Below are 25473 nucleotides of genomic sequence, written 5' to 3'. Positions count from 1 at the left end.
AAACATACAGATCTATGGCACTTGTTGAAATGGTTTTGCCAGCTATGGGTGAGAGCGTATTTGAAGCAACCGTTCTTACTTGGCTGAAAAACGTTGGAGATAAAATTGAAACTGATGAGTCAGTACTGGAAGTAGCTACGGATAAAGTAGATACAGAAGTCCCTGCACTTCAGGATGGCATTATCAAGGAAATTCTAGTAAAAGAAGGAGACGTAGCTCAAGTAGGACACCCAATTGCTATTATTGAGGTAGAGGGTGAAGGTAGTGAAACAGTGGCTACACCTGCAGCTGAAACGGCAGAAACACAGACAACAACTGTTCAGACTGAAACGGCGGTAGCTCAGCCAGCTGCACAAGCAACAGCTGTAAGTGGAGACCGTTTTTATTCACCTTTGGTAAAGAGCATTGCTAGAGAAGAGGGAATCCCTGCGGCAGAGTTGGATACAATTCCAGGTACAGGCAAAGATGGCCGCCTGACTAAGAAAGATATGCTAGCTTACGTAAAAGATCGTAAGAATGGAGGTGCAGTTGTTCAGCCAACAGCACAACCAGCAGTAGCTGCTCAGCCATCAACTCCTGCTCCTAAACCTGTAGCACCAGCAGTTTCAGTGGGTGGTACAGATGAGATTATTGAGATGGACCGTATGCGTAAGATGATTGCCGACAGAATGGTAGCCTCTAAACATACAGCGCCTCACGTAACTTCATGTGTAGAAGCAGACCTGACAAACATCGTAAACTGGAGAAACAAGTGGAAGAATGAGTTCAAGAAGCGTGAAGGTCAGTCACTGACGTTTATGCCTATTCTTATACAAGCAATTGCCAAAGCGATCAAGGACTTCCCGATGATTAACGTTCAGGTGGATGGCAACAGAATTATCAAGAAAAAAGACATCAACATTGGTATGGCTGTAGCGTTACCTTCAGGTAACCTGATTGTGCCAGTTATCAAAAATGCTGATAGATTGAGCTTAAGTGGATTGGCAATGGCCATTAATGACTTGGCTTACAGAGCGAGAGAGAACAAGCTGAAGGCAGAAGATCTACAAGGAGGTACTTATACACTTTCTAATATTGGTTCATTTGGTAATACAATCGGTACACCAATCATCAACCAACCACAGGTAGCGATTATGGCAGTAGGTGCTATCAAGAAAAAGCCAGCTGTAATTGAAACTCCTCAAGGAGACCTGATTGGTATCCGTCAAATGTGTTACTTCTCACACTCTTATGACCACAGAGTAGTAGATGGCGCATTGGGTGGTATGTTTGTACGTAGAGTATGTGACTACCTTGAGCAGTGGGATATGAACCAAACGGTTTAACTGTCAAGTACTAGGCAATAGATAAAAAAATAAGACTTGGGATACATGTTATCTCAAGTCTTATTTTTTGTCCTTTAATATAAGTGAAGTTCACTTACCTTCCTTTACGCTTTTTACAAAGCGATTGATATCACCTTCCAAGTCTTTGCTGTCAGCGAGTAGCTTGATAAAAGCACTTCCGATAATGGCCCCACTAGCAGAGCTACAAGCTTCTTTAAACGTCTCATGGTTGGAAATACCAAAACCGATCAGACGTGGGTTCTTCAGCTGCATATCTTCTACACGCTTGAAGTAGGCACGTTGCCCTTCTGTAATATCTGTTTTAGCACCTGTAATACTTGATGAAGATACCATGTAGATAAACCCTGAAGAGTTTTCATCAATTTGGCGAATACGTTCTTCCGAAGTTTGCGGTGAGATCAGGAATACGTTGTGTAAGCCATGCTTTTCAAAAACAGTCTTATACTCTTCAACATACTCTTGCATTGGCAGGTCTGGAAGGATGACACCATCAATTCCAACTTCAGCACAAGCCATGCAGAAACGCTCAAGTCCATACTGTACCACAGGGTTTACGTAGCCCATCAATACCACAGGGATGTCACTTTTTTGGCGCAGTGTTTTTAGCTGCTCAAAAAGCTTATGGATCGTCATACCATTATCCAAGGCTGTTTGGTTACTGGCTTGAATGGTAGGCCCATCCGCAACTGGGTCTGAATACGGCATGCCAATTTCGATTAAGTCAGCTCCAGCTTTATCAAGTGCCGTAATGATGTGCATGGTATCCTCCAATTGTGGGTAACCTGCTGTAAAATACACGTTCAGGATATCATGTTGTTTTTCCTGAAACAGTCTGTCTATTCTGTTCATAAAAAATTTTAAGAAGTGGTTTTTATAGTTCTTTCAGTAAGGAAACGAAGTTAACAATTTCCCTGTAATAAATTGGACAGCAAACAGGTCAATAAAGATCTCCAGCCTGTTGATTAAACAAGAACCAGAGGTGTCGGTTTATCTGATTGGTGAAAATATTAATTGATAGGATGGGTCTTTAGAATCTGAAATTTGAACAAAACCAAGAATGAAGTATTCTTAATGTGCCATGATTTTTATCAATAGCTTAACTATAATTTTTTGACTGATGAATGATTTATAACTGAGCGGTTTACTGCTGTTTGTTTGTGGGTTGATGAGTTTCGTTACCTACCGAGTAGGAATTGATGAAATCAATATGAAAAAAACATTTTGGAGAATGGGATCAGAACCATTGGTAAAGTAGTCGGAAAGCTCTCGGTTATCGATCATAGTCGAAGCAGGTAAGGTACTTCAACACCAACATTGGTAGACTATCTAGCAGTAGTTGAGTTTAACACTGAGGATGGTAGGTTGTTTAGGGTTAGTTCCAAAAAAAGGTATGAAGAGGTAGATTTTGAAGAAGTGGAAGTGATATATAATCCTAAAGATCCAAGTGATTTGATATTGGATGATTATTACACGGATGGTTCTCGGGGCGCTAATGGCATTTTACTGGCAAGTTCAGCGCTTGCACTTGGAGCAGCATATGGATTATGTAGCGTAATGTATATACTGTTGACAGAATTTATGTAAGCGACAATAAGTTAACCTTTCCTACCTATTAGGCTTCTTAAGAAGTGAGGGATCTTTATACATCTTCTTCTGCTTTTGTATAAGAAAACAGAAGGGGGCTATCAGAACTGATAGCCAAGTAAGAGAGAGCCATGTGTCGTTGTAGATTTACCGAAGCTATAAGCAGACATACCATTCCCTTGTTCAAAACGAGTTTCAATCAGGTATTTACCAAACTTAGTTCCTAGGCCAATTAGATAACCTTGCTCAAGTCGTCTAGTTTCAGCGATGGCTTTTCCTTCTTCTATCGTATTGGTTGAGTAGTAACGATTATTTGTAAGAGAAGTATTTTTTGCGATTACAGCAAAGCCATTTGATACACCTACATTGATGTAAAAGAAACGATTATTTTTAATTCCAAATCGGTATCTGACCATATTAGCAATTCTAAGATATGTGTAATCGATTTCTGAGTCTGTAATTATATAGCGGTCTTCATTAGTATAATCTTTATAGTTGCCTTTGTAATTATAATTATTTAGAGTTAACTCATTATTTATCGACCATTTAGCTAGATTTCTGGGTAATGAAATATCAAGTGAGACTCCTGCAAAGTAGCTAACTGTATTTAAGTTTTGAGGGAGTTCTCTAAACATTTCGCCTTCTAATGCTAAGGATGATAACCCCGCTCCAGCTACTATATATAAGTCAGTAGTATTTTTCTGTGGTTTATTTGCTTGTACTGCTTCAGGGTGACTCTTCAAATAATATTCTTGGAAGAGTTCTTCCATACTTTTACGTGTATACTCTGTTTGATTCACTCTTTTGTGTATGGATGGCAAATCTTGAAAGTAAAACCTCAGTTGTCCCTGATACTTCTTATTTTCAGCGATTACGTTTCTTGTTAATTGTCTGCTATTTTGTTTGCTCAAATACTTTTTATAGATCAAAAGCTTATAAGTACTATCATTTTGTACGATATAGAAAAAGTTAGCCCTATCTTGATTTTTTAGGTGAAAAAGCTTTTTCTGACGATTGAATAACTCTTGTAAAAAAACCTGTGCAGTAATTGTCTGTATTGAAGGGCTTGAACTTAAGGTCTGAGTATTTCTAGAACTAGTTTCAATTTCAACCAATGCACTTTTATATGTTTCACCTTGAACAGAGAAGGCTGAGATATCAGTAGGTGTTAATATTATAGCATCTTCTTCAAGTGTTTTTTTGAAGCTTATTTCTTTAGGGTTAATGTCCCAATCTCTATAATCAACCCATCCAAGTAGTGTATCAGATTTAGAGTCAATAACTGTTGCAGGTTGGTAATTGGATTGTGAGTAGGCTTGTTGAAGTACGAAAATACAAATGATAATTGAGTAAAGAATTTTCATAGAGGTGTGTGAAATGGTTTAGTTTTAAAATTACTAGTAATATAGAAGCTCGCAAATGTAATGCTTTTAAGTTTTTTTGACTTTAATTATTGATTTTTATAGCCATTCGGACCACTTTTTAACCTTTTACGGAAAAAAAATAATCTTCATTTCTTCTCCTTTCAAAAAGACTTACTTTCATCCAAAATTTCATTTTCTGTATTTCTATTATGCAGAAAATCTTTCGATCAGCAAACCTGCTGAAGATTCTAACACATATAATATCTTTTTGAACTATCATGATTAAAAACACTCAAAAGTTAGCGCAGCTGTTGCTTCTGGTAGTCTGTCTGTTTATGACAGTTAAGGGAACAGCTCAACAGAACTCAGAGACTGTAGATCTCAATGCTAAAGTACCGTTGGATAAAAATACGATCATGGGTACGTTGGATAACGGCTTGAAGTATTTTATCCTTGAAAACAAGAAGCCTGAAAAGAAGGCTGAGTTAAGGCTGGTGATTAATGCGGGCTCTATTCTGGAAAATGATAATCAGTTGGGATTGGCTCACTTCCTTGAGCATATGGCATTCAATGGCTCAGAAAACTTTGATAAGAATGGAATTGTGGATTACCTGCAATCTATCGGTGTGAGGTTTGGTGCAGACCTGAATGCTAGCACAGGCTTTGATGAAACAACTTATATCCTTCCAATTCCGACAGATGATAAGGAGAAGTTTGATAAGGGAATGCAGATTCTTCGTGATTGGGCTGGAGGCCTTAAGCTGGAAGAAGAGGAGATTGATAAGGAAAGAGGCGTGATTCAGGAAGAGTGGCGTTCTGGTAAAGGTTTGCAGGAGCGCATTAGAGATCAGGTGCTTCCTATTATGCTTTATCAGTCTCGTTATGCAGATAGATTGCCTATCGGTACAATGGATGTGGTGATGAACTTTGACTATCAACGTATCAGGGATTTTTACAATGACTGGTATAGACCCAACCTGATGGCAGTAGTGGCTGTTGGTGACTTTGATGGGAAAGAGGTTGAAAAGCAGATCAAAGAAATGTTTAGTTCGCTGAAGAATCCTGCCAATGAAAGAAAAAGGGAAGTATATACAGTGCCAGATCATGAGGAAACGCTGGTAAAGATTGTAAGGGATAAGGAGGCTACTTCTACTTCAGTACAGATCTATACCAAGATGCCAGAGCAAAAGGTGAAGACACAGGCGGATTTGCGTAGAGAGTATGTTGAAAATCTTTACAATCAGATGTTGAACATGCGTTTGTATGAGATCGGAACAAAGCCTGATGCTCCTTTCCTTTATGGATATGCAGCATTTACAGACTTCTTGGCTGATAAGGATGCTTATGTTATTTCAACAGCTCCAAAGGAAAATCAGACTCAGGATGCTGTAAAATTGGTATTACGAGAAAACTACCGTGTAAAACAACATGGCTTTACAGCAACGGAGTTGGAAAGAGCTAAGAGCGAATTATTGTCAAGGTTGGAAACAGCGTACAATGAGAGGGACAAGACACCTTCGGCTCAATTGCTTGCGGACTATGTGGATAACTTTACAGAAGGTAACCAAAACCCAAGTATTGAATATCGCTTCCAGTTTGTGAAGAATGTATTGCCTGGAATTACTTTGGAGGAAGTGAACAAGCTATCAGACAAGGTGTTGCCTGGCAAAAATACAGTAGTGATTGTTACTGGACCGGAACGTGAAGAAGTGGATCTTTCCAACAAGGACGAGTTGTTGGCTATCATGAAAGATGCAGCCAATGAGAAGCTGGAACCTTATGAGGATATTGCAGCAGGCAAGCAGTTGCTAGAAGATGTTCCGGCAGCTGGTAAGGTGGTTGAAACTCAAGAGTTCGCAGATTTGGGAGCTACTACTTGGACACTTTCAAATGGTGTGAAAGTGACCTTGAAACCTACAGATTTCCAGAATGATGAAATAGGTATGACAGCATTCCGTTTTGGAGGTCATTCGCTTTGTAAAGATGAAGACTACCAATCAGCAGCTCGTGCAGATGGAATTGTTGAAATGGGTGGATTAGGTGAGTTTTCTGAGGTGCAGCTTTCAAAAATGCTGGCAGGTAATACAGCTAGTGTATCTCCTTCAATTGGTGAATTGACAGAAGGTGTTAGAGGTAGCTGTGCGCCAAAGGATTTTGAGACAATGATGCAGTTGACTTACCTGACATTTACAGCTCCAAGAAAGGATGAAGAGCGTTTTGCTTCTTATATAGATCAGCTTAAAAACTCCATTAAGAATCTATTGGATGATCCGAATGCCTATTTCAAGGATGTAATTGCCAAGACGCTTTCTCAAAACCATTTGAGAGCAGCAGATATTCCTACTTTGGAAGAAGTTGATAAGATTGATTTGGATGTAGCCTATAACTTCTACAAGGAGCGTTTTGCAAATGCAGGTGGATTCCACTTTTACTTTGTCGGAAACTTTGATTTGGAGCAGGTAAAACCACTGATCGAACTGTATCTTGGCGGATTGCCAGGAGACCCTTCTTACCAATCGAACTTTAAGGACAACGGTATTGAGAAGCCAAAAGGAGTAGTAAAGAAAGATATCAAGAAACAAAGTGAGCCAAAGAGTACTGTGCTACTAGTGTTGCATGGCGATTATCCTAAAAGTACGTTGAAGGATAGGTTGGTGATGAACATTTTGGGACAGGTTACCCTGATTAGGTTGACAGAAGACTTGAGAGAAGAAAGAGGAGGCGTGTACTCACCTTGGGCAGGCACAGATGTATCTTTTTACCCAAGTCCAGAATATGCAGCTCAGGTTTACTTTATGTGTGATCCGGAGAGGGTAGAAGAACTGGTAGGTGCTACTTTTGAGGAAATGGAGTCAATGCATAAGGAGATCAAGGAAGTTAACCTCAATAAAGCCAAGCAAGCACTTCTTGAGCAGCATAAAGAGCAACTCAAGAAGAATAACTTCTGGCTTAGTGTTATGTATCAGAAGGATTATCAGCAGGAGCCTTACAGTGATATACTTAAGTTTGAAGAAACTGTTAACAATATTACAGTAAAGGATATCCAAAAAGCTGCTCAAAAATATCTGACAGACAAGCAGTATGCTGAGTTTATTCTTTCTCCAAAAGAATAATTCAGTTTACCGAAGTAGCTTCATCAAGGCAGGTTTCAGTTCCGGATAAAGGAATTGGAAGCCTGCCTTCTCTATTTTTTCGGAGGAAGCTTTGGTTCCATGGAGTAACATTTCTGCCATTTCTCCCATCATCAGTTTTAAAGCAAAAGAAGGGACGTTTGGCAAGATTACAGGTCGGTGAAGTGTTTCGCCAATGGCTTTGGTCATCTCTTCATTAGTGACCGGATTTGGCGCTACGCCGTTATAGGGACCTTCCATATTGGGGTTTTCAATGGCATGTATAAACATATTGGCAAGATCGTCAATGTGAATCCAGGAAAGGTATTGCTTGCCATTTCCTAATGGTGCTCCCATCAGAAATCTGGCTGTGGTCGACATTTTATCCAAGGCGCCGCCGTTTTTAGCCAATACAATTCCAACCCTTATTTTGGCTGTACGGATTCCTTGTTGGGCAATGAGGTCAGCTGCATTTTCCCAAGCTACACATACTTCTGCCAGAAAGTCTTTGCCGGGCTTAGCACTTTCTTGCATCAGTACATTATTGGTATGTCCATAATACCCTACAGCAGAAGCTGAGATAAATGCTTCTGGCTTATGGGAGGAGGTCTGGATTTTTTCAGCGAGTAAGGTAGCTGTCTGGATACGACTTTTGAGTATTTTCTTCTTTTGCTGGTCAGTCCAACGTTTGTCTGCCACATTCGTACCGGCCAAGTGTACTATAAAGTCGGCTTTCTCGATGGCACCATCTTCAATATACCCTTTGGATGTGTCCCAGACATAATAATCAATATTAGGGTCTTCTTTTTTGGATCGGGACAGGTAGGATACATTATAGCCCTTATTGAAGAGGAGTTCGGTCAAACGGCTTCCAACAAGACCAGTACCTCCAGTAATCAGAACGTTCTTAGACATAGGTAGCAAAAGAGTTTTGTAGAGAATAGAAAAATCCTGTTACTAAATTAAAAAGGTCAGACAAAGCATTGTAGCTTGATCTGACCTTTATGATTTATTTTTTCAGTACTTGTTCGTATACTTCTTCGTAAAGCGGTCTGATGTTTTCCAGAGAGAAATCTTCCGCACGCTTTCTAGCATTGGCTTTGAAAGTAGGAAGATGCTCGTCCTGCAAGATGTGGATGGTATTTCTAGCCATATCATCAACATCTCCCACATCACTCATAAACCCTGTAACACCTTGGATATTCAACTCAGGAAGCCCACCTACATTTGAGGAGATCACAGGCACTTCGCAAGCCATTGCTTCCAATGCAGCCAGACCAAAACTTTCCTTGGCAGAAGGCATAATAAACAAATCTGCCACAGAAAGTACTTCCTCAATGGTATCCAGTTTACCAAGGAAACGTACATCATGGCAAGCACCAATATCGTAGCAGGTTTCTTCTAAGTGTGTGCGTTCGGGACCATCACCTACCATCAGCAACTTACAAGGGATTTCTTTTCTTACCTTGGCAAATACTTTAATGACATCACTGGCGCGTTTCACTTTTCTCATATTCGAAATGTGAATCAGCAGCTTTTCACCATTCGGGCAGATAGCTTTCTTGAAGTGGTCTTTCTTCTGCCTTTTGAAACGGTCAAGGTCTATAAAGTTAGGGACAACTTTGATATCTGTGCTTGACTGAATATCAAAGTATTCCAATGTCTGTTGCTTTAGACTTTCAGAAACGGCAGTTACCCCATCAGACTGATTGATACTGAAAGATACAACAGGCTCGAAAGTTTCATCTTTTCCAACGAGTGTAATATCTGTACCATGTAGTGTGGTGACAACAGGAATGTCAATACCTTGTGCTTTCAGTATTTGCTTAGCCATAAATGCGGCAGAGGCATGAGGAATAGCATAGTGTACATGCAGGAGGTCAAGTTGTTCATTTTTCACTACCTGTACCATGCTACTAGCCAAAGCCAGTTCATATGGCGGGTACTTGAAAAGCGGATAAGTTCGGATATCAACTTTGTGATAGAATAGGTTCTTGTTGAAAAAGTCCAACCTGGTAGGCTGATCGTACGTGATGAAATGGACTTCATATCTGTCTGTAGCGGCCAGCGCTTTCCCCAATTCTGTGGCTACAACACCACTTCCTCCGTAGGTCGGATAGCAAACAATACCAATTTTCATAAGTCTATGCTGTAGTGTACAGGTAACCCCCCTTTAGGATCAGATCTATTCAGGCAAAAGTACTGTTTGACTTTTGCCTGAATGTAACCTTATACTTACTACTCTTTCAGAGTGTTTTCAGTTCATTATAATTGATTCCCATATGAGAGTTGTCGTATACGCAGCTCCCATTTTCAATGACTAGCACTTGTGGAGATTCGTGGAGTACACCAAACTCATCAGCTAGCCTGTTGGAGATATTTCTGTAAGAAATAAGGTCAAGATAATAAGGCTTCAAGGATACTTCACCTTCTTGCCATGATCTTTCGAGACGGTTCTTAGCCATTGAGCTAATCGAGCAACGGGTGCTGTGCTTAAAGATCATTACTTTTTGAGCTTTAGACTCTTCCTTGATTTGAGCAATTTGCTCTTCTGTTGTAAGGTTATGCCATTGCATATTGTATTCCAGTAAGTTGTATTTAAATGCTGAATATCGTTACCGAAGTTTACTTCTGTACTATCATTCAGCGGAATATTATCTTGTCTAGCAAAGATAGAAAGTTGCTGAAATGATAATGTCAAACTAAGAAACCAAATAAGGGGTAAAGTGTTTGGAAGCGAGATGAACTTTGGGAAATTGTATTTATAAAAAAAGCCGAATCCTGATAGGATTCGGCTTTCTGTATATTCCAAGAACGGCTTACAGCGTGTTCACGAATTTAGCCAATTTTGCTTTCTTGTTAGAAGCATTGTTCTTGTGGATGATGTTCTTCTTAGCCAGTTTGTCGATCATAGACGAAACTTTCTTGAACAGTTCCTCAGCTTCTGCTTTCTCAGTTGTAGCTCTCAGTTTCTTGATGAAAGTACGAGTTGATTTCAACTGATATCTATTTCTCAGACGCTTAGCCTCATTTGAGCGAATTCTTTTCTTCGCAGATTTGTGATTAGCCATTATATTGTCTTATTAAAAATTATCCTAACTAATTGCTTTACTTATTATAATCCCAAAACGGAATGCAAAATTATGATTTTAAATAAAATAAAGCAACCCTTTTTGATTAATCAATCACGAGATCATGATAACCTTTTGCATGATACGCAATATTTTGCAAAAAATAGCGCAAAAATGTGCGTAATTGAAGGGTTATCGCTTGTTACTTGATAACATCAAATCCTGTGTAAGGCTGTAGTACTTTAGGTATTTTGATGCCTTCAGGTGTTTGGTTGTTCTCCAGAATAGCTGCCAAGATACGAGGCAAAGCCAACGCACTACCGTTAAGTGTGTGCAACAGCTGTGTTTTTTTGTTATTGTCGCGGTATCTAAGCTTTAGTCTGTTTGCTTGGTAAGTCTCAAAGTTACTTACTGAGCTTACTTCAAGCCACTTTTCCTGAGCAGCAGAGTAAACTTCCAAGTCATAACATAGCGTGGCATTAAAGCTAAGATCACCACCACACAGCAAAAGCTTTCTGTATGGAAGCTCTAGTTTTTCCAACAGCCCTTCTACATGAGCAGACATCTCTTCCAATACATTGTATGAGTTCTCAGGCTTTTCGATACGTACCAACTCTACCTTGTCAAATTGGTGAAGTCTGTTAAGACCTCTTACGTGTGCACCCCAAGAGCCTGCTTCTCTTCTGAAACATGGTGTATAACCTGTCATTTTCTGAGGCAGATCCTTCTCTTCAAGAATTACATCCCTAAACATGTTGGTAATTGGAACCTCAGCTGTAGGAATCAGGTAGAAGTCATGATTCTCGATGTGGTACATCTGTCCTTCCTTGTCAGGCAATTGACCTGTTCCGTATCCTGACGCTTCATTGATCACGATAGGAGGTTGAATCTCTCGGTAACCAGCCTTGTCAGCTTCATCCAAGAAGAAGTTGATCAATGCTCTTTGCAGTCTAGCACCTTTGCCTTTGTAGAAAGGGAAACCGGCACCAGTAACCTTGTTGCCCATTTCAAAGTCAATGATGTCATAATCCTCGATCAGTTCCCAGTGAGGTTTTGAACCTTCTGGCAGTGAAGGCTTGTCACCTTTTTCATACAAAGTGACGTTGTCGTCAGCAGTGAACCCTTCCGGAACAGATGCATGTGGCACGTTCGGAATATTGTAAAGTAGCGTCTGAAGTTTTTCCTCCAGCATTGCTACCTTGTCACTCATTTCTTTAGACTGAGCCTTATAGGAAGCAGCTTCTGCTTTTACCCCTTCAGCTTCTTCTTTTTTGCCAGCTTTCATCAGTTCACCGATCTTACGGGCAACCAGATTAGCTTGCTGAAGTGCGTCGTCACGGTCTTTTTGGCTTTTTCTTCTGTCCTCATCAAGAGTCAGCACCTCATTTACCGCTTCTTCAGCATTCTTGAAATTCTTTTTAAGAAGTCCTTTGATGACTTCTTCCTTATTATCGCGTATGTATGAAACTTGAAGCATCTCGTTTTCTTTTATGTAAATTTTGAAGACAAATATAATTAACTTATCATGGTCTAGGACAAAACAATAGCTTAAAAATAAAATTCTCACCCTGTGAATGCATGACGGTTTTTCTACAGTGCATCATTCACTGATTGTCCGCAGTAAAAGTTAACCCACTTTCATGGAAAACCTATTTGAAATGACAGCCTACGTGTTAGCAGGAGTAGTGGCAGGTCTTGTCAATACTTTGGCTGGCGGGGGCTCTATCTTTACACTATCTCTTCTGTTTTTTCTAGGTATGCCAGCCCATATTGCCAATGGTACTAACCGCCTTGGGATTTTGGTTCAAAATATATCAGGTTCTTATACATTTCAGAAATCAGGGCTTTTGGATATTCAGGCAAGTATGCATTATGTGGTGCCTTCTTTGATTGGTGCTTTGGTTGGGGCATCTGTAGCGACAGATATTGAGGCTGATTTGCTGGAAATGGTTGTTGGAGGGCTTATGATTTTTATGCTGGTCGGTGTACTTTTTGAACCAAAACAGAAGAAAAATATGGTAGGAGTGGGGAGGAATAAAAACCATTGGCTGCAATCTCTCTTTTTTTTGGGAGTGGGTTTTTATGGAGGGTTCGTGCAGGCTGGTATAGGCATCCTGATTATTGTGGCATTTTCTTTTACTTCATCCATAGGGATGATCCGTTCCAATGCCATTAAGATGCTGATTATTGCAATTTATAGCCTTCCTGTATTCTGTATTTTTATTTATAAAGGACAAGTGGCTTGGCTTGCGGCTATCTTACTGGCAGTAGGGCAATTGATTGGTACTTGGGTCGCCGGTAAGTATGTAGCAAAACGTCCTGGGGTGAATAAGCTGGTAAAGTGGGTACTTGTAGTAATGATATTGGCGACAATCTTTAAGACCTTTGGGGTATTTGCTATCCTTCCTATTTAATTAATGAATCATACTTTTTACTGAAATTCCTCAAGAGCCTATTATCTTTGCGTCCATGAATATGAAATATTTGATTAGTGACTGTGATGGCGTACTGATTGACAGTGAGATAATAGCCGCACGCGTGATGGTACAATACCTAAATGAATTCGGTGTACCTATCACTTTGAATGAGTACCTGCAAAACTGCTCAGGTAAAACCTTTAGCGGACTTTTGACATCCTTTTCAAGAGAATATTGCTTTACCCTTCCTGAAAATGCACTTCAGGTAGCTGAAGACCGTCATATGACAATTGCAGAAAAAGAGTTGCAGGTCATTAAAGGTACTAAGGATGCATATAAGGCTATTCCTTTGCCTAAGGCGGTAGTGTCAAATGGTTGGCATAGGCATATCGAGATGGCAGTGAAATTTGCTCAAATGGAAGATATGTTTGAAGGAGGTATTTTTTCAGCTGTTGAAGTAGTGCCTAACCCTAAGCCAGCTCCTGATGTTTATATCTATGCGGCAGAAAAGGTAGGTGTAGACCCCAAAGATGTTGTAGTAATTGAAGACAGCAAGAGTGGTGTAATATCTGGAGTAGCGGCAGGTATGAACGTTATTGGCTTTACGGGAGCTAGCCATATTCTGGATGGACATGACGAAATTCTACTAGAGCTAGGAGCGAAGGCTGTAATCAGTGATATGAAGGAGTTACCTGAGCTTGTGAAAAAGCTGTAGGAAAGCCGTTTGAATATAGACAGTGAAGAGGGGGACTATTCCTCTTCACTGCATATCAGGAGATCCACAGGGATGTCATGTGCTTCTGCTGTAATATTTTCTACTACCTGAAAAGGGTATGCCACCCCAACCTTAATGGCTTTATGGTGATCCTGAAGAAAGGTGTCGTAGTACCCCGCCCCATATCCTATCCGGTTTCCTAAATGGTCAAAAGCTACTGCAGGTACAATGATCATATCGTAAGTACCTTTGTATTCCTCCTCTGTTTTTGGATAGAGCGTATTGAACTTACCGATTACCAGTCCTTCCATACTTGTTAAAATACAGTGCTTTAGTGAGCGATTTTCCAGTGTTTTAGGAACTACCACTTGTAAGCCACATTCGAGTGCATACTTAATCAATGGAAGTGTATCCACTTCATTTTGAATAGGCAAGTAAGTGTGGACCGTTTTTATGTCCTTTTCCTCTATCAGCTTCTTGAGTTGCTCAACAATCTTAGTGCTGTGTAGTGTGACTTCCGCATCGCTGAGTGCCTTTCTTTGTGATAATATATTTTTTCTCAGTGTTTGTTTGCTGTTCATCTCTAACGGTCAACTTATGCTCCTAATCGCTTAAGTTCATTCTCAATATTCCACCTTGCTTGTTCTTCCAGTTTTTCCCTAACATCAGGGAGGCGGTAGATAAATGGTACCTCCAAGAACTTATGGAGCATCTGTTTCCTCTTTTCCTTGAAAATAAAGAAAGGGATTACCTGATATTCTTGCCTGATCTGGTCAGCGTATTGTCTGTAACGATCAGGTTCAGAACCCAAAATGACAAGGTCAGCATCCAACATGATAGCGGTATCTACCGTGTCAGATTCTTTTTGCTCAAGGTGATTAGCAGTACGACATATTAGGTTGATTACCTTTTGGATCCTTTCTGGCGCAATTCCAAGCTGAAGTAGCGCATCTTTTGCCATAATCGCACTTTGTGCTTCATTGTCACTTCGGAGGGTTGCCATAATGGCATCATGGTACCATACGGCAAATTGTAGGGCATCATAATCTTCTGCCATATCCTGAAACTTCTCTACATTATAAAGCATCCCTTGAATGTGAGAGAGGTTGTGGTAGTGGCGTTTGGTTTCATTGTACTTACGGATGAGCTCATTGTAGAGCTTAGTAATCAGAATATGATTCTGAGAATATTTGCCGGCTAGGTCATTCCATTTGTTTCTCATACACAAATTGTTGTGTTTAATAAGGCTAAGTGGGTGAAACGGTTGAAATATCGGTATTTGAAAAATTGTTGAGATAATGAATATTACACTAATAGTCTGTTCAAGCAGTATAGATTGAAGCTTTAGTTAGGTAATGAAATGTCTTCTGTAAAATTGTTGATTATTAATTGTTTATCTGATTTATCTGGCATTTGAATGGATAAATTAGATTTGCTATATGCCTAATAAGTACAATCAAATAGAAAAATAAAAATAGAAACAGTATAAATTCCTGATAGTGAATATGGTTTTCTAACCCTTTCTGAGTACGCTCAAACTGAGTGAGCAGCCATATCCCCTGATATTTGCACAGGTGTGTCAAGTATTGGGATTAGACCACTTAAATTCGATTCAAAGGTAATATTAAATATTGTACTATATCAAGAGGTATTAACTGTGGAGATTAGTACTTTGTTTGGTGTTGAGAGGTGAGAAATAGGGCTTCTTTTTTAGATTTAAAGTTTATTTCCATTTGTTAGTAACAATCTAGAAAATAAGAAATCAAGATAGAAAAAAAGCAAATTTTTAAGGGTAGTAAGTCTTTAGGGATGGTTAAGGTGAAAAATGATTTGTATTTAAGGAGTATATCTATAACTCTTTAATATTCAAACCTGTCTCAAGATTGTAGGATACATATAATTAATATCACCTTAAGATGTTAATTGTTCTTTTTGTTTTTTGTACAATTGAAGACCAAATTGAAAATTGTTGTTGAAAGTTGATTTGTATTGCGTTTGGCAAATTTTATATTTGGGGATTATTTCAAACTGCACCAGTTCTATTTAAAGAGAAACCGCTTCTTTATTTTAGACTCTCTATACTACTGTGTGATAACTACTATCTAACAAAATAATATCTTCTTATGAAAGTATCCGGAATAACTATTAGTTATAATAGTCCGGCATTCAAATCTATTTTTGAACGCCTATTTCCGGCTATGTGTATGTTAGCATCTCGTATTCTCAAAAGCGAGGAGAAGGGAGAAGATATTGCTCAAGAAGCTTTTGTCAAATTATGGCAGCAAAAGCAAGATGAAGAATTCACTGATGAGAATGCTTTGCAGGCGTATTTGTATGTCCTTGTGAAAAACGCCTGTATCTCACATTTACGCAAAGAGAAAAACATAAAAAACACCTCCATTGAAGAAGGTTTAACAGTATCTGATGAAGCGTTTTTACATGAAGTTCTTAGGGAAGAAACCTATCAGCTTCTGTATGATGAGATCAAGAAACTGTCTCCTCAAGCTGAACTTGTAGTACGACTTACCTTAAAAGGTTATACTAATCAGGAGATTGCAAATGAATTGAGTGTTAGTATTAACACAGTTAAAACAGTGAAAAAAAGAGCTTATAAAGCTTTGAGGGAAGGTCTTGGTAGTCAGTTTGTTACGATTTTATTGACAAGTTTTATCCAATTTTTTTAGATTTTTTTCATAAAACTTGTCACCCACCTACATAAAGATTTGCGTCATGTGAGTAACACGAAAGGATATCTTGTGAAAATTAAGACGGAATGATGAATTTTGAAAAAATAAGGGAGTTGTCAGAATTATTGGCAAGAGGTTTTTTGGGAGCTTTAGATGAAGAGAAACAGAAAGCCTATCAGGAGTGGAGGAAAAATTCACAGAATAAGCAGATAGAAAAGGATATCCTGAATTTCGATGCTTTTGAAGATTGGCGAAAGAAAATCGAGAAAGTGGAAACGTCACAACAATGGGATAGTTTTCTAGAACGCATGGATAATCGACATATTGATAAAAAGGTAGTTAGGCTGAGTGTAATGAAAAGAATTGCAACAATTGCAGCTGCCTTTCTTATTGTATTTGTTGCCTATCAACTTTACCAATCATCAAACTTTGGCAAAAACTATCAGACTATTAGTGAGGCTGTAATCAAGCCTGGGACGCCGCATGCGCAGTTGGTATTGTCCAATGGTGATGTGGTTGACCTAGATGAGGAATCGAATGATAAGCTTACCGAGGGAAGCATGTCATTGGTGAACAGTGATGGTGAATTGGCATACAGTGAGTCTAGTGAAAGTGTTGAGCCGATCGTGAATACATTGAAGATTCCGAGAGGGGCTGAATATAAGTTGGAGCTTCCGGATGGAACAAAAGTTTGGTTGAATTCAGAGTCTGAGTTGAGTTACACTTTGCCGTTTGTCGGAGATAGAAGAATTGTAAACTTGAAAGGGGAAGCATATTTTGATGTTGCACCTAACAAAGTGAATCCGTTCATTGTGTCTGTGGAAAAACAGGATGTGGAAGTACTGGGAACGGAGTTCAATATTTCAGCTTATAAGGGGGATGAAAGTATTGTAACTACACTGGTAGAAGGTAAGGTCAAAGTATCTCATCAGGAAAACGGTCAGGTAAAAGCACAGGAGTTTTTACTGCCTAATGAACAATCTATTTATACCAAAGCAACAGGTAAGATTCATACACAGAAAGTGGATGTATATCCGTATGTCGCATGGAAAGATGGCCAGTTCGTGTTTAAGAGTGAGACTTTAGAATCTTTCCTAAGCAAGGCTGCTAGATGGTATGATGTAGAGGTGATTTTCACAGATGAGCACATAAAGGACTTAAAGTTTACTGGTGATCTACCCCGCGATATTGATATGAGTGGTATTCTGGAGGTCTTAAAAGCAGAAACCTCTGTTAATGTCAAGGTAGAGGGAAACAAGAGAATTTATGTATCCGAGTAAGTGTCGGCATTGATAAGAAGGAAGGTGGCGCGCAACCTTTCTGATGTCAGGGCTGCACAAGCTCCACGTAATTTTTAATGCCAAATTTTTATGAATAAGGTGACTACTAATCGCTTTTCATTGATTTGAAAGGCCTAACAAATTATGGTTTATGAGATTGTATATTACTTTAGCTATATGCTTACTACTAACACTCAATGCTACTGTCTACTCACAATCTAAGCGTGTGAATTTAAGCTTAAGAGATGTAAGTCTTTATGAACTATCTGAAGAAATCAGGAAACAAACTGGTTATAGTTTTTTTGTCAATGAGGATAAAGTAAAGGATTTGGACCACTTTTCCATTGATAAAACAGACGCTTCAGTTAAGGAAGTATTGGACGAGGTTTTGTTGAGTACCAATATGACCTATAGCATGGTCGATGACGTCATAGTGATTAAGGAAGAACCCAAAAAGCGAAGATCAGAGAGTATAAAGGTACAAGGAGTTGTGTCAGATTCTGAGACTGGAGAACTGTTGCCTGGTGTTAATATCAGGGTGAAGAACAGTCGTTTAGGTAGTATTACAAACTTAGATGGAGAGTTCTCTATCCTGTTGCCTCCAATGCAGAATGATATCATTCTTACATTCTCTTTTATTGGGTATTCTGTGCAAGAAGTGCCAATCGGAAAAGGTGAGAGTATAGTAAACTTGGACATAAAGCTTACGCCTGAAGCAAAAGGACTGGAAGAGGTAGTTGTTACTGGTTATCAGGAAATCGATAGAAGGGAAGTAACGAGTGCCATTACTACAGTTACCTCTGATGAACTTGATATCGTAGGGGCTATCAGTGTTGACAGAATGCTGGAAGGTAAGACGCCAGGTCTGATGATTACCAATATGAGTTCAACACCAGGTGCTGCGGCTAAGGTTCGTATCAGGAGCGGTAGTACTTTTACAGGTAACCAAAGTCCTCTTTGGGTTGTTGATGGTGTTGTTTATGAAGATCCGGTTCCATTGAGTGCTGAGGATATCAACAGTTTTGATAATGTCAATGTCATTGGTAATGCCCTGACAGGTATTAACCCTTCAGATATTGCCAAGATCGACATTTTGAAGGATGCTTCGGCAACAGCTATCTATGGTACAAGAGCAGCCAATGGTGTAATTGTGATTACTACTAAGAGAGGTGAAGTTGGAAAGCCATCTTTGAGCTACTCTGGTGGTTTTAGCTTTACGCAAGCACCATCTTATTCAGATATGAACCTGATGAACTCTAAAGATCGTATTGCGGTATCTCGTGAGTTGTATGAGCGTAACCTTGGTTATGACGGTACTTATGAGAACGTGGATCGTCTAGGGTATGCAGGTGCTTTAATGAATCTGTGGGATGGTACTTATAACTATGAGCAATTCCAAGATCAGGTAAGTTACTTGGAGACTTTGAACAGCGACTGGTTTGGAGAGCTGTACAGCAATTCGTTTAGCCAAAGACATGCTGTGAGTGCTTCAGGAGGTAGTGAGAATACTCGTTATTACTTCTCTTTAGGTTATGATGATCAGACAGGTACTGAGAATAATGTAGGCTTGAACCGTATTACTGCCAGATCAAATGTAGACTTGGACTTGAAAGATAACCTGTTGTTGTCTTTAAGAATGAGTGGCTCAGTGCAGGAAGGTACTTACAACCATAGTTCAATCAACTCATTTAATACCGCATACTATACAAGTAGAACAGTACCAATCTATGATCAGAATGGTGAATACTTCTACCAGAATCAATTGATTAACAGTAGTGCTGACGATCTTTATGCTGGTTATAATGTGTTGAATGAAATGGATAATTCTGCGAAGAATGTTACCAATAAAGACTTTACAGTCGCTGCAAATTTGCGTTGGGATATTTTGAAGAACCTTCGATTTACAACACAGGCAAGCTATAGAAACACTACAAACCTAACAGAGGAGTGGATCGGAGAAGATTCTTACTATATCGCAAAGCTTCGTGGCTATGATGAATTTGAGGATCTGGTGAATGCAGACCTGAATAATTCAACAGTGCCTTTCGGGGGTATTTATAGTGGTGGAATGGTAAGCCAAGACACCTATACTATTACGAACCAGTTGAATTTCCATAAGCAATATGGTAAGCACGCTATCAATGTGAATTTGGGACAAGAAGCTCGCTCAATTAATTATTGGGGTGCAACAGGATTTACTTCACCGGGTTATAACCACTATCAGGGCCGTGGCTTTGTGGCTATCCCGACCGTAAGTTATTACAGAGGTGTTGATCAATCTGGTCTTGACTTTTCAACTTATGATTATGATGGTATGATCAATTGGTTGACAGGTAATAATGGGTATGACGTTTATCCTACAATCACAGATAAGACGCAGAACTATATGTCTGCATTTGGTATCCTGAATTATGTATACGACTCTCGTTATGTGCTGAACTTTAATATGAGAAGTGACGGCTCCAATGCCTTTGGACAGTATGAACGTTATAAGTTCAAGCCTACCTGGTCAAGCTCTTTCCGTTGGAATATTCATAATGAGAGCTTTATGCAAAACGCAATGCTCTTTGATGAGCTGGCACTGCGTGGGTCATATGGTGTAAGGGGTACAATGCCGAATACTTCTCCATATTTGATTATCACTGATTATGGTAGAAACAATGCGGTTTATTACCCTGAGACTACTGCGAGTCTTTCAAGTTTCCCAAATGCCAACTTGAGATGGGAGAAAACACAAACAGTAAACTTAGGACTTAACTACAGCCTTCTTGGTGGAAGGGTGAGTGGTGCTTTTGATTATGCTTACTCTAAGAGTGATGACCTGTTACAGAGCCGTCCTATATCATTGGTAAATGGTTCAGCAACACAGATGTATAACTCAGGCAGTAAGGATGTAAGCAGTTATGAGTTTATGATCCGTACTGTGAATGTTAAGAGAAAGGATTTTGCATGGAGTACGCACTTTAACTTCTCTTTCGACCGTGATCGTGTATTGGAAGGGTTTGAAGGAGGATCAACACTTTCAGTTAGTAACTACCTGAATGGAAATATCTATAGAACTGGTTTTCCTACTAATGGCTTCTTCTCTTATCAGTTTGATAGCTTGAATACAAATGGTTTACCTGTGTTTAAGCACCTTGTCGAGGAAGGTATGACAGCAGAAGAGCAGCTTGAAAAAGCATTGGTATATGAAGGTAGCCGTGTACCGCTGTACTACGGTGGTTTCGGTACACAAGTTCGCTATAAAAACTTTAGAGTGGGGGCCAATTTCACATACAAGTTGGGGCATAAGACAAGAATGCTGAAACTGTACAATGGCAATTTGAGTCTGCCTCTGCCATATGAGAACATGACGAATGAATTCCTGAACCGTTATGATGTGAATAGTGATGTGAATGATACGAACATCCCAGCACTGTCAGATGCAGAAATGCGCTTTGTAGGTAATGAGGCTTCTGCTGATGGTTATGATGCAGTGTATGTTACAAATCAATCAACAGTGGTACCTGATGGTACAAATGCTTGGTGGATGTATGACTATAGTGATGCTAGAGTAGTAAGAGCGGATCATATCCGTTTGCAGACAATTTCATTGTCATACAATGTACCAACTAACCTGTTGAAGGGTACAGGGATACAGAGCCTTAACTTGGGTGTACAAGGAAGTAACTTATATGTTTGGGCATTTGACAAAAGGCTGAAAGGACAAGACCCTGAACAGGTGTCCGGCATTGGACTACCTTCCCTTCCTACTTATAGCTTTAGTATCAACGCATCATTCTAATTCGAAGAACCATGAGAAAGTTATTTATATTTTTTGCCCTGCTCCCAATGATTGGGTGCAGTGGTTTCCTTGAAGAAGTGGATCAGGATAAACTGGTACCTAAAGAGACAGATCACTTTGCTGCATTGTTGCTGGAAGAGTTTAGTACTCATTATCCAATTTTTAGTTCAATTGACCATATGACAGATAATCTTACAGAAGATCCATCTGCCAGTACGCTCAGAAAGTTTGGAATGAAAACCACTTACACATGGCAGCGTGAGATTGAGATTGATGAGGATGGTAATAGTACGTCATCGATGAATAATACTTGGGAGTATACGTATGAGGATATTGCGATTGCTAACTATGTAATTGAGTTGGTAGATGATGCAATGGGTGAGCCAGCTGAGAATGAATTTGTAAAAGGAGAAGCTTACTTTATTCGTGCGATCTCTTACTTTAATCTTCTCAACTTATATGGGCAACCTTATAACGCTGCTTCTGCGAAGGCTGATTTGGGTGTGCCATTGAGAACGGATATTGGTGTAGAGGAAACGTATAACCGAAACTCAGTCGCTGAGTGTTATGCGCAAATTGAAGCAGATATTGCAATGGCAAAAGAGTTGATCGAAGGTAGCAATGTGAAAAAGACCATTTGGCACCCTTCAGTAGTAGCTTGTGACTTGTTGATGTCAAGAGTGAAATTGTATCAACAACAGTGGGATGCGGCTATTGAATACGCCAATAAGGTAACAGAAAAAACAGGGTTATCTAAACTTTCTGCAGCTACTCCTTTTATCACAGAATCAAGCCAAGAAGTACTATACTCTTATAATACTTATTCTCCTTTGCATGGATTGTATGACAATTTAGGTGGATTTATAGAGAATGCTTATAGAGCCAGTACTGAGCTAATCGAGCTTTATGATGATGACGATATCCGTAAAGCAGCATTCTTTGCTGGGCTTGATGACGGAACAGGAAAAGTGTATTACAGAACAAGAAAGTACGGAACACTATTCACAACTTTGGGCTACACCAATATGAGAGTTGCCGAAGCTTACCTGAACAGAGCTGAGGCATATGCGCAACTAGGAAATGTGAGTGGTGCAATCAATGATATCACTGCATTGCATGCGATGCGCTACACTAATACAAGTGGAGTAGTATATCCAACTGATGCTGCTGAGGTATTGTCATTTGTACTGACGGAGCGTCGTAAAGAGTTGTGCTACGAAGATCACCACCGTTGGTTTGACCTGAGACGTATGAGTAATAGACCTACTATCGAGCATACTTTTACCTTGGTTCAGGAAGGTGTTAAGTTAGGAACGGAGACTTATACGCTATTGCCAGATGATTTCAATTATACTTTGCCAATTCCAATCAAGGAAAGGAATAATAACCCGCTAATTAGAAATAATGAGCGCTATGAGAAGATTCCTGTGATTGAAAATGAAATCATTCTTAACTAAGAAGTCTAATTTTTTAATTTAAAAAATACGGATTATGAAGATCAAAGGCTTATTATATTTTGTGATCCCAGCTTTACTTTTCTCCTCTTGTGTAGAGGAGGAAGCTGCTTTGGAGCCTTCAAATATAGATCAGGATAGAATATCGACTCAGATTGATTTATCAAATGAGACGATCAAAAGAATATACAATGACTACAATGTAGGACTGCTATATGAGTATGACACTACAAAAGACTTTGCTTATGTAGGTGGAACGGAGACTATGGCTCAGGTTTGGGAAGCAGTTGAGATCCCGATGATTAAATCACTATATGTGGATGAGACAGGTGGTATGTCCACAGATACTGTATCCTATTACCAAGAGCATCTGGATGGCGCATTGACATTTTTGGATACAACACTTTTTAGCTGCTTTGACCCAGAAGGGATGATTGCCTCTAAGATGCCTTACAAAGTACTGTTAAGTGCATCTGTTTATACTGAAAGTCAAATTAGAGGCCTGTCAGGTTCTGTATTAACGGAGTCAGATTCTAGATATGGTTCAAAAGCTTCAGGTCCTTTAAGATCTGCCTTCAATGACCATTCAATCGTATTTGCTATGGACATGGAGCATATTGCCAATTCTACTGATAAGTATGTTAAGGAAAACTTCTATGCTTTCTTTAGCCGTATTATTGGAATGCACGAATTGTATAACGCTGTTCCAGCAGCTTTTTTTGAGGGAAAGGAGTCTTATTATAATCAAGAAATGGAAGGCTTGTTTAGAGAAGAGAATGGCTATGATGAAGAGGATGCATTAACGCTCATCGATAAAGACTGGTTTTACTCTAAAGGGTTTGTTGATGCGCAATATTTCTATGAGCTATCGTCGTACAAGTACCTGAAGGACGAGAACAACCAATGGGTTAAGCATATCAAACCTCTGGAAGTAGCAAAGACTCCGGAGTTCGCAGCGGATGAGTTTGAAGATGTAAGGGCTTACCTAAATGAGATGATTCATAGAGATGCCTCAGAGCTGGAAGCATTTCCTGAGAACATCAAGGACAATATGCGTCTCCTGCTTGATACGTTTGAAGGTTGGGGCGTGAATGTAAAGGCAATTAACCCAGATTTGGAAGTGCTCAATTAATCATCAAAGCTTTAGTAACTATGAAGAAAATTCTAATAAATACATTGCTATTGAGCCTTTTTGGGCTCCTGTTCTTACAGTCTTGTCAGCAAGATCCTGTATTTCCTGATCCTGGTTTTGAAATAGGAGATCAGAGAGTAGAAATCCGTAGAGATACCGCTGATTACTATGATATATCCATGGCCATGGAAGTACCTAATAAGGTGGCTAAAATTGAAGTGCTTAATGCGTTGGATTATACAACTATAGAAGGTCTAGATGACTATAATGGGCAGACCGACTTTCAGTTTAGCTATAGAATAGACTTGACTCCTTTCGAGCAGGATACAGTACTGAACTATATTGTAAAAGTAACAGATCAGGATAGCCGTAGCTTTAACCAAGGTGTTAGGTTAGATGTGAAAAGAAAGTCTTTCCCTGAAATTAAGCTAATTGGTGGAACAAACATTGCTGTTGCAGCACCTGCTTATATCGTAAAAGGACTTGTATCTACAGGATTGAATGGCATTCAAACAGTAAAGGTTTCTTTTGAAGGAGAGGATCAGTTTGTATTTGAAGCGACTGCTGATACGACACTTTATGAGATGTCTTTACAAGAACAGCTATTTTTAGGTAATCTGGAGAGCGGTGTGAATTACAGTATCAATATCTTTATAAAAGATAGCAAGGGGCAAGAATCCAATACTCTGATTGCAGTTCGTAAAAGTGACTTTGTCAAAAAACCGACTGAAGTGAGGTATGTGAACAGTTCTGGAGCATTGATCAAACTAGGCTTCGAGTACAACGAGTATAACAATATTACCGTAATGGATTATATTTTTACGGGGGGTACTACTGCTTCTAACATTGGAAAAAATTACCGAAGTGAGTTCTACTATAATGACCAGCAATTGGTAGATACACTGAAATATAGAACAATTGCAGCAGATGGAACATTTGATCGTGCTTCCTACCTTGTTTATCATTATCAAGCAGGGACAGCTTTATTGGATAGTATTACTTCTTTTGATGTTGATTATGTAGATGGAGAAGCTATGCCTGCAGGTGAGTCTGAAATAGAGGCTGACGGTTTTGTATATGATGAGACAGGAAAGCTGCTATCGTTTGTGATTAGTAGAGGTACAGTAAGTGAAGTTAATTATAGCGATCCATTTAATCTAGGGGAACAGGTTTTCTCAGAGTATTGGCAGAGCACTAGTTATATGGTTAATTCTTCTAGAAGGCAACATTTCAATTATGATCCTGTATTGATGCCTACTTTTATGGAAGGATTCCCTCCAATTGTATGGCCTTCTTCGACTTTACAAGATATTTATAATGACCTGTTGTGGAATAAGTATATCATGTCAGGAGCAGTAACTCCAACCTCAGATTATGCATATTTGTATGTGCCTAAGTATACTTATAAGACAGATAACGATGGTAATGTCACAGAGATCATAAAAGCCAATACTAATTATAGGGATTATTATGATGCTCAAACGTATACTTTCTACTACGACTAAAAACTAAGTTTTCTTGAAGAAGAT

Annotated in this window: 20 protein-coding genes; 11 read left to right on the top strand and 9 right to left on the bottom strand. The window is 39.3% G+C overall.

All coding sequences use genetic code 11. The features are described 5' to 3' along the window. The first annotated feature begins 14 nt into the window (after positions 1-14). Positions 15-1325, top strand: coding sequence for a dihydrolipoamide acetyltransferase family protein (locus tag V6R21_RS26765; RefSeq protein ID WP_334246582.1), 1311 nt, complete (start codon positions 15-17; stop codon positions 1323-1325). 90 nt (positions 1326-1415) lie between these two features. Here V6R21_RS26765 and trpA read toward each other — a convergent pair whose 3' ends face one another. Beyond that, the gene (trpA, locus tag V6R21_RS26760; RefSeq protein WP_334246581.1) at positions 1416-2195 is read right to left on the bottom strand and encodes a tryptophan synthase subunit alpha; all 780 of its coding nucleotides are present in this window, start codon (positions 2193-2195) and stop codon (positions 1416-1418) included. Positions 2196-2660: 465 nt separating this feature from the next. On the opposite strand from trpA, the gene V6R21_RS26755 reads away from it, so the two are divergent. Beyond that, positions 2661-2930: a hypothetical protein gene (locus V6R21_RS26755; RefSeq protein WP_334246580.1), complete on the top strand. Its 270-nt coding sequence runs from the start codon at positions 2661-2663 to the stop codon at positions 2928-2930. 101 nt (positions 2931-3031) lie between these two features. Here V6R21_RS26755 and V6R21_RS26750 read toward each other — a convergent pair whose 3' ends face one another. Continuing rightward, positions 3032-4294, bottom strand: a complete 1263-nt coding sequence (locus tag V6R21_RS26750) for an outer membrane beta-barrel protein (protein ID WP_334246579.1) — start codon at positions 4292-4294, stop codon at positions 3032-3034. A gap of 278 nt (positions 4295-4572) precedes the next feature. On the opposite strand from V6R21_RS26750, the gene V6R21_RS26745 reads away from it, so the two are divergent. Next, positions 4573-7407: a M16 family metallopeptidase gene (locus V6R21_RS26745; RefSeq protein WP_334246578.1), complete on the top strand. Its 2835-nt coding sequence runs from the start codon at positions 4573-4575 to the stop codon at positions 7405-7407. Positions 7408-7413: 6 nt separating this feature from the next. Here the strand turns inward: V6R21_RS26745 and V6R21_RS26740 are convergent, their stop codons facing one another. The 5 genes from V6R21_RS26740 to serS all read right to left on the bottom strand — a co-directional run bounded on the left by V6R21_RS26740 (position 7414) and on the right by serS (position 11952). Next, positions 7414-8319, bottom strand: a complete 906-nt coding sequence (locus V6R21_RS26740) for a TIGR01777 family oxidoreductase (protein WP_334246577.1) — start codon at positions 8317-8319, stop codon at positions 7414-7416. A gap of 94 nt (positions 8320-8413) precedes the next feature. Next, complete coding sequence (gene bshA, locus V6R21_RS26735) at positions 8414-9544, bottom strand: N-acetyl-alpha-D-glucosaminyl L-malate synthase BshA (RefSeq protein ID WP_334246576.1); 1131 nt, start codon at positions 9542-9544, stop codon at positions 8414-8416. Between the two features lie 106 nt (positions 9545-9650). Then, positions 9651-9980: a bacillithiol system redox-active protein YtxJ gene (gene ytxJ / locus V6R21_RS26730; RefSeq protein ID WP_334246575.1), complete on the bottom strand. Its 330-nt coding sequence runs from the start codon at positions 9978-9980 to the stop codon at positions 9651-9653. A gap of 243 nt (positions 9981-10223) precedes the next feature. Then, positions 10224-10475, bottom strand: a complete 252-nt coding sequence (gene rpsT, locus V6R21_RS26725) for a 30S ribosomal protein S20 (RefSeq protein WP_334246574.1) — start codon at positions 10473-10475, stop codon at positions 10224-10226. A gap of 202 nt (positions 10476-10677) precedes the next feature. Further along, a complete protein-coding gene (gene serS / locus V6R21_RS26720; protein WP_334246573.1) occupies positions 10678-11952 on the bottom strand; it encodes a serine--tRNA ligase in 1275 nt (424 codons plus the stop codon). A gap of 163 nt (positions 11953-12115) precedes the next feature. Between serS and V6R21_RS26715 the strand changes: the two genes are divergently transcribed. After that, complete coding sequence (locus V6R21_RS26715; protein WP_334246572.1) at positions 12116-12889, top strand: sulfite exporter TauE/SafE family protein; 774 nt, start codon at positions 12116-12118, stop codon at positions 12887-12889. Between the two features lie 61 nt (positions 12890-12950). After that, the gene (locus tag V6R21_RS26710) at positions 12951-13607 is read left to right on the top strand and encodes an HAD family hydrolase (RefSeq protein WP_334246571.1); all 657 of its coding nucleotides are present in this window, start codon (positions 12951-12953) and stop codon (positions 13605-13607) included. Positions 13608-13642: 35 nt separating this feature from the next. Here V6R21_RS26710 and V6R21_RS26705 read toward each other — a convergent pair whose 3' ends face one another. Both V6R21_RS26705 and V6R21_RS26700 read right to left on the bottom strand, forming a co-directional pair. Then, entirely contained in the window at positions 13643-14188 is a 546-nt protein-coding gene (locus V6R21_RS26705; RefSeq protein ID WP_334246570.1) for a 5-formyltetrahydrofolate cyclo-ligase, read from the bottom strand. A 14-nt stretch (positions 14189-14202) separates the two neighbouring features. Then, complete coding sequence (locus tag V6R21_RS26700; protein ID WP_334246569.1) at positions 14203-14829, bottom strand: HD domain-containing protein; 627 nt, start codon at positions 14827-14829, stop codon at positions 14203-14205. 901 nt (positions 14830-15730) lie between these two features. Here V6R21_RS26700 and V6R21_RS26695 point away from each other — a divergent pair. From V6R21_RS26695 to V6R21_RS26670, 6 genes are all read left to right on the top strand, one after another. Then, positions 15731-16291 (top strand): RNA polymerase sigma factor, encoded by a 561-nt coding sequence (locus V6R21_RS26695; protein ID WP_334246568.1) that lies wholly within the window; start codon positions 15731-15733, stop codon positions 16289-16291. Positions 16292-16380: 89 nt separating this feature from the next. Then, complete coding sequence (locus V6R21_RS26690; RefSeq protein WP_334246567.1) at positions 16381-17574, top strand: FecR family protein; 1194 nt, start codon at positions 16381-16383, stop codon at positions 17572-17574. A 151-nt stretch (positions 17575-17725) separates the two neighbouring features. After that, a complete protein-coding gene (locus V6R21_RS26685) occupies positions 17726-21358 on the top strand; it encodes a SusC/RagA family TonB-linked outer membrane protein (protein ID WP_334246566.1) in 3633 nt (1210 codons plus the stop codon). Positions 21359-21369: 11 nt separating this feature from the next. Further along, the gene (locus tag V6R21_RS26680; RefSeq protein WP_334246565.1) at positions 21370-22815 is read left to right on the top strand and encodes a RagB/SusD family nutrient uptake outer membrane protein; all 1446 of its coding nucleotides are present in this window, start codon (positions 21370-21372) and stop codon (positions 22813-22815) included. Between the two features lie 34 nt (positions 22816-22849). Next, positions 22850-23944 carry a hypothetical protein gene (locus V6R21_RS26675; RefSeq protein ID WP_334246564.1) on the top strand — a complete coding sequence of 365 codons (1095 nt, stop codon included), beginning with the start codon at positions 22850-22852 and terminating at the stop codon, positions 23942-23944. A gap of 20 nt (positions 23945-23964) precedes the next feature. Beyond that, on the top strand, positions 23965-25449 hold the full coding sequence (locus V6R21_RS26670) for a hypothetical protein (RefSeq protein ID WP_334246563.1): 1485 nt from the start codon (positions 23965-23967) through the stop codon (positions 25447-25449). Positions 25450-25473 lie beyond the last annotated feature (24 nt).

Source organism: Limibacter armeniacum (genome assembly GCF_036880985.1).
GTDB classification, from domain to species: Bacteria; Bacteroidota; Bacteroidia; order Cytophagales; family Flammeovirgaceae; genus Limibacter; species Limibacter armeniacum.
This window is presented reverse-complemented; position numbering and strand designations above follow the sequence as displayed.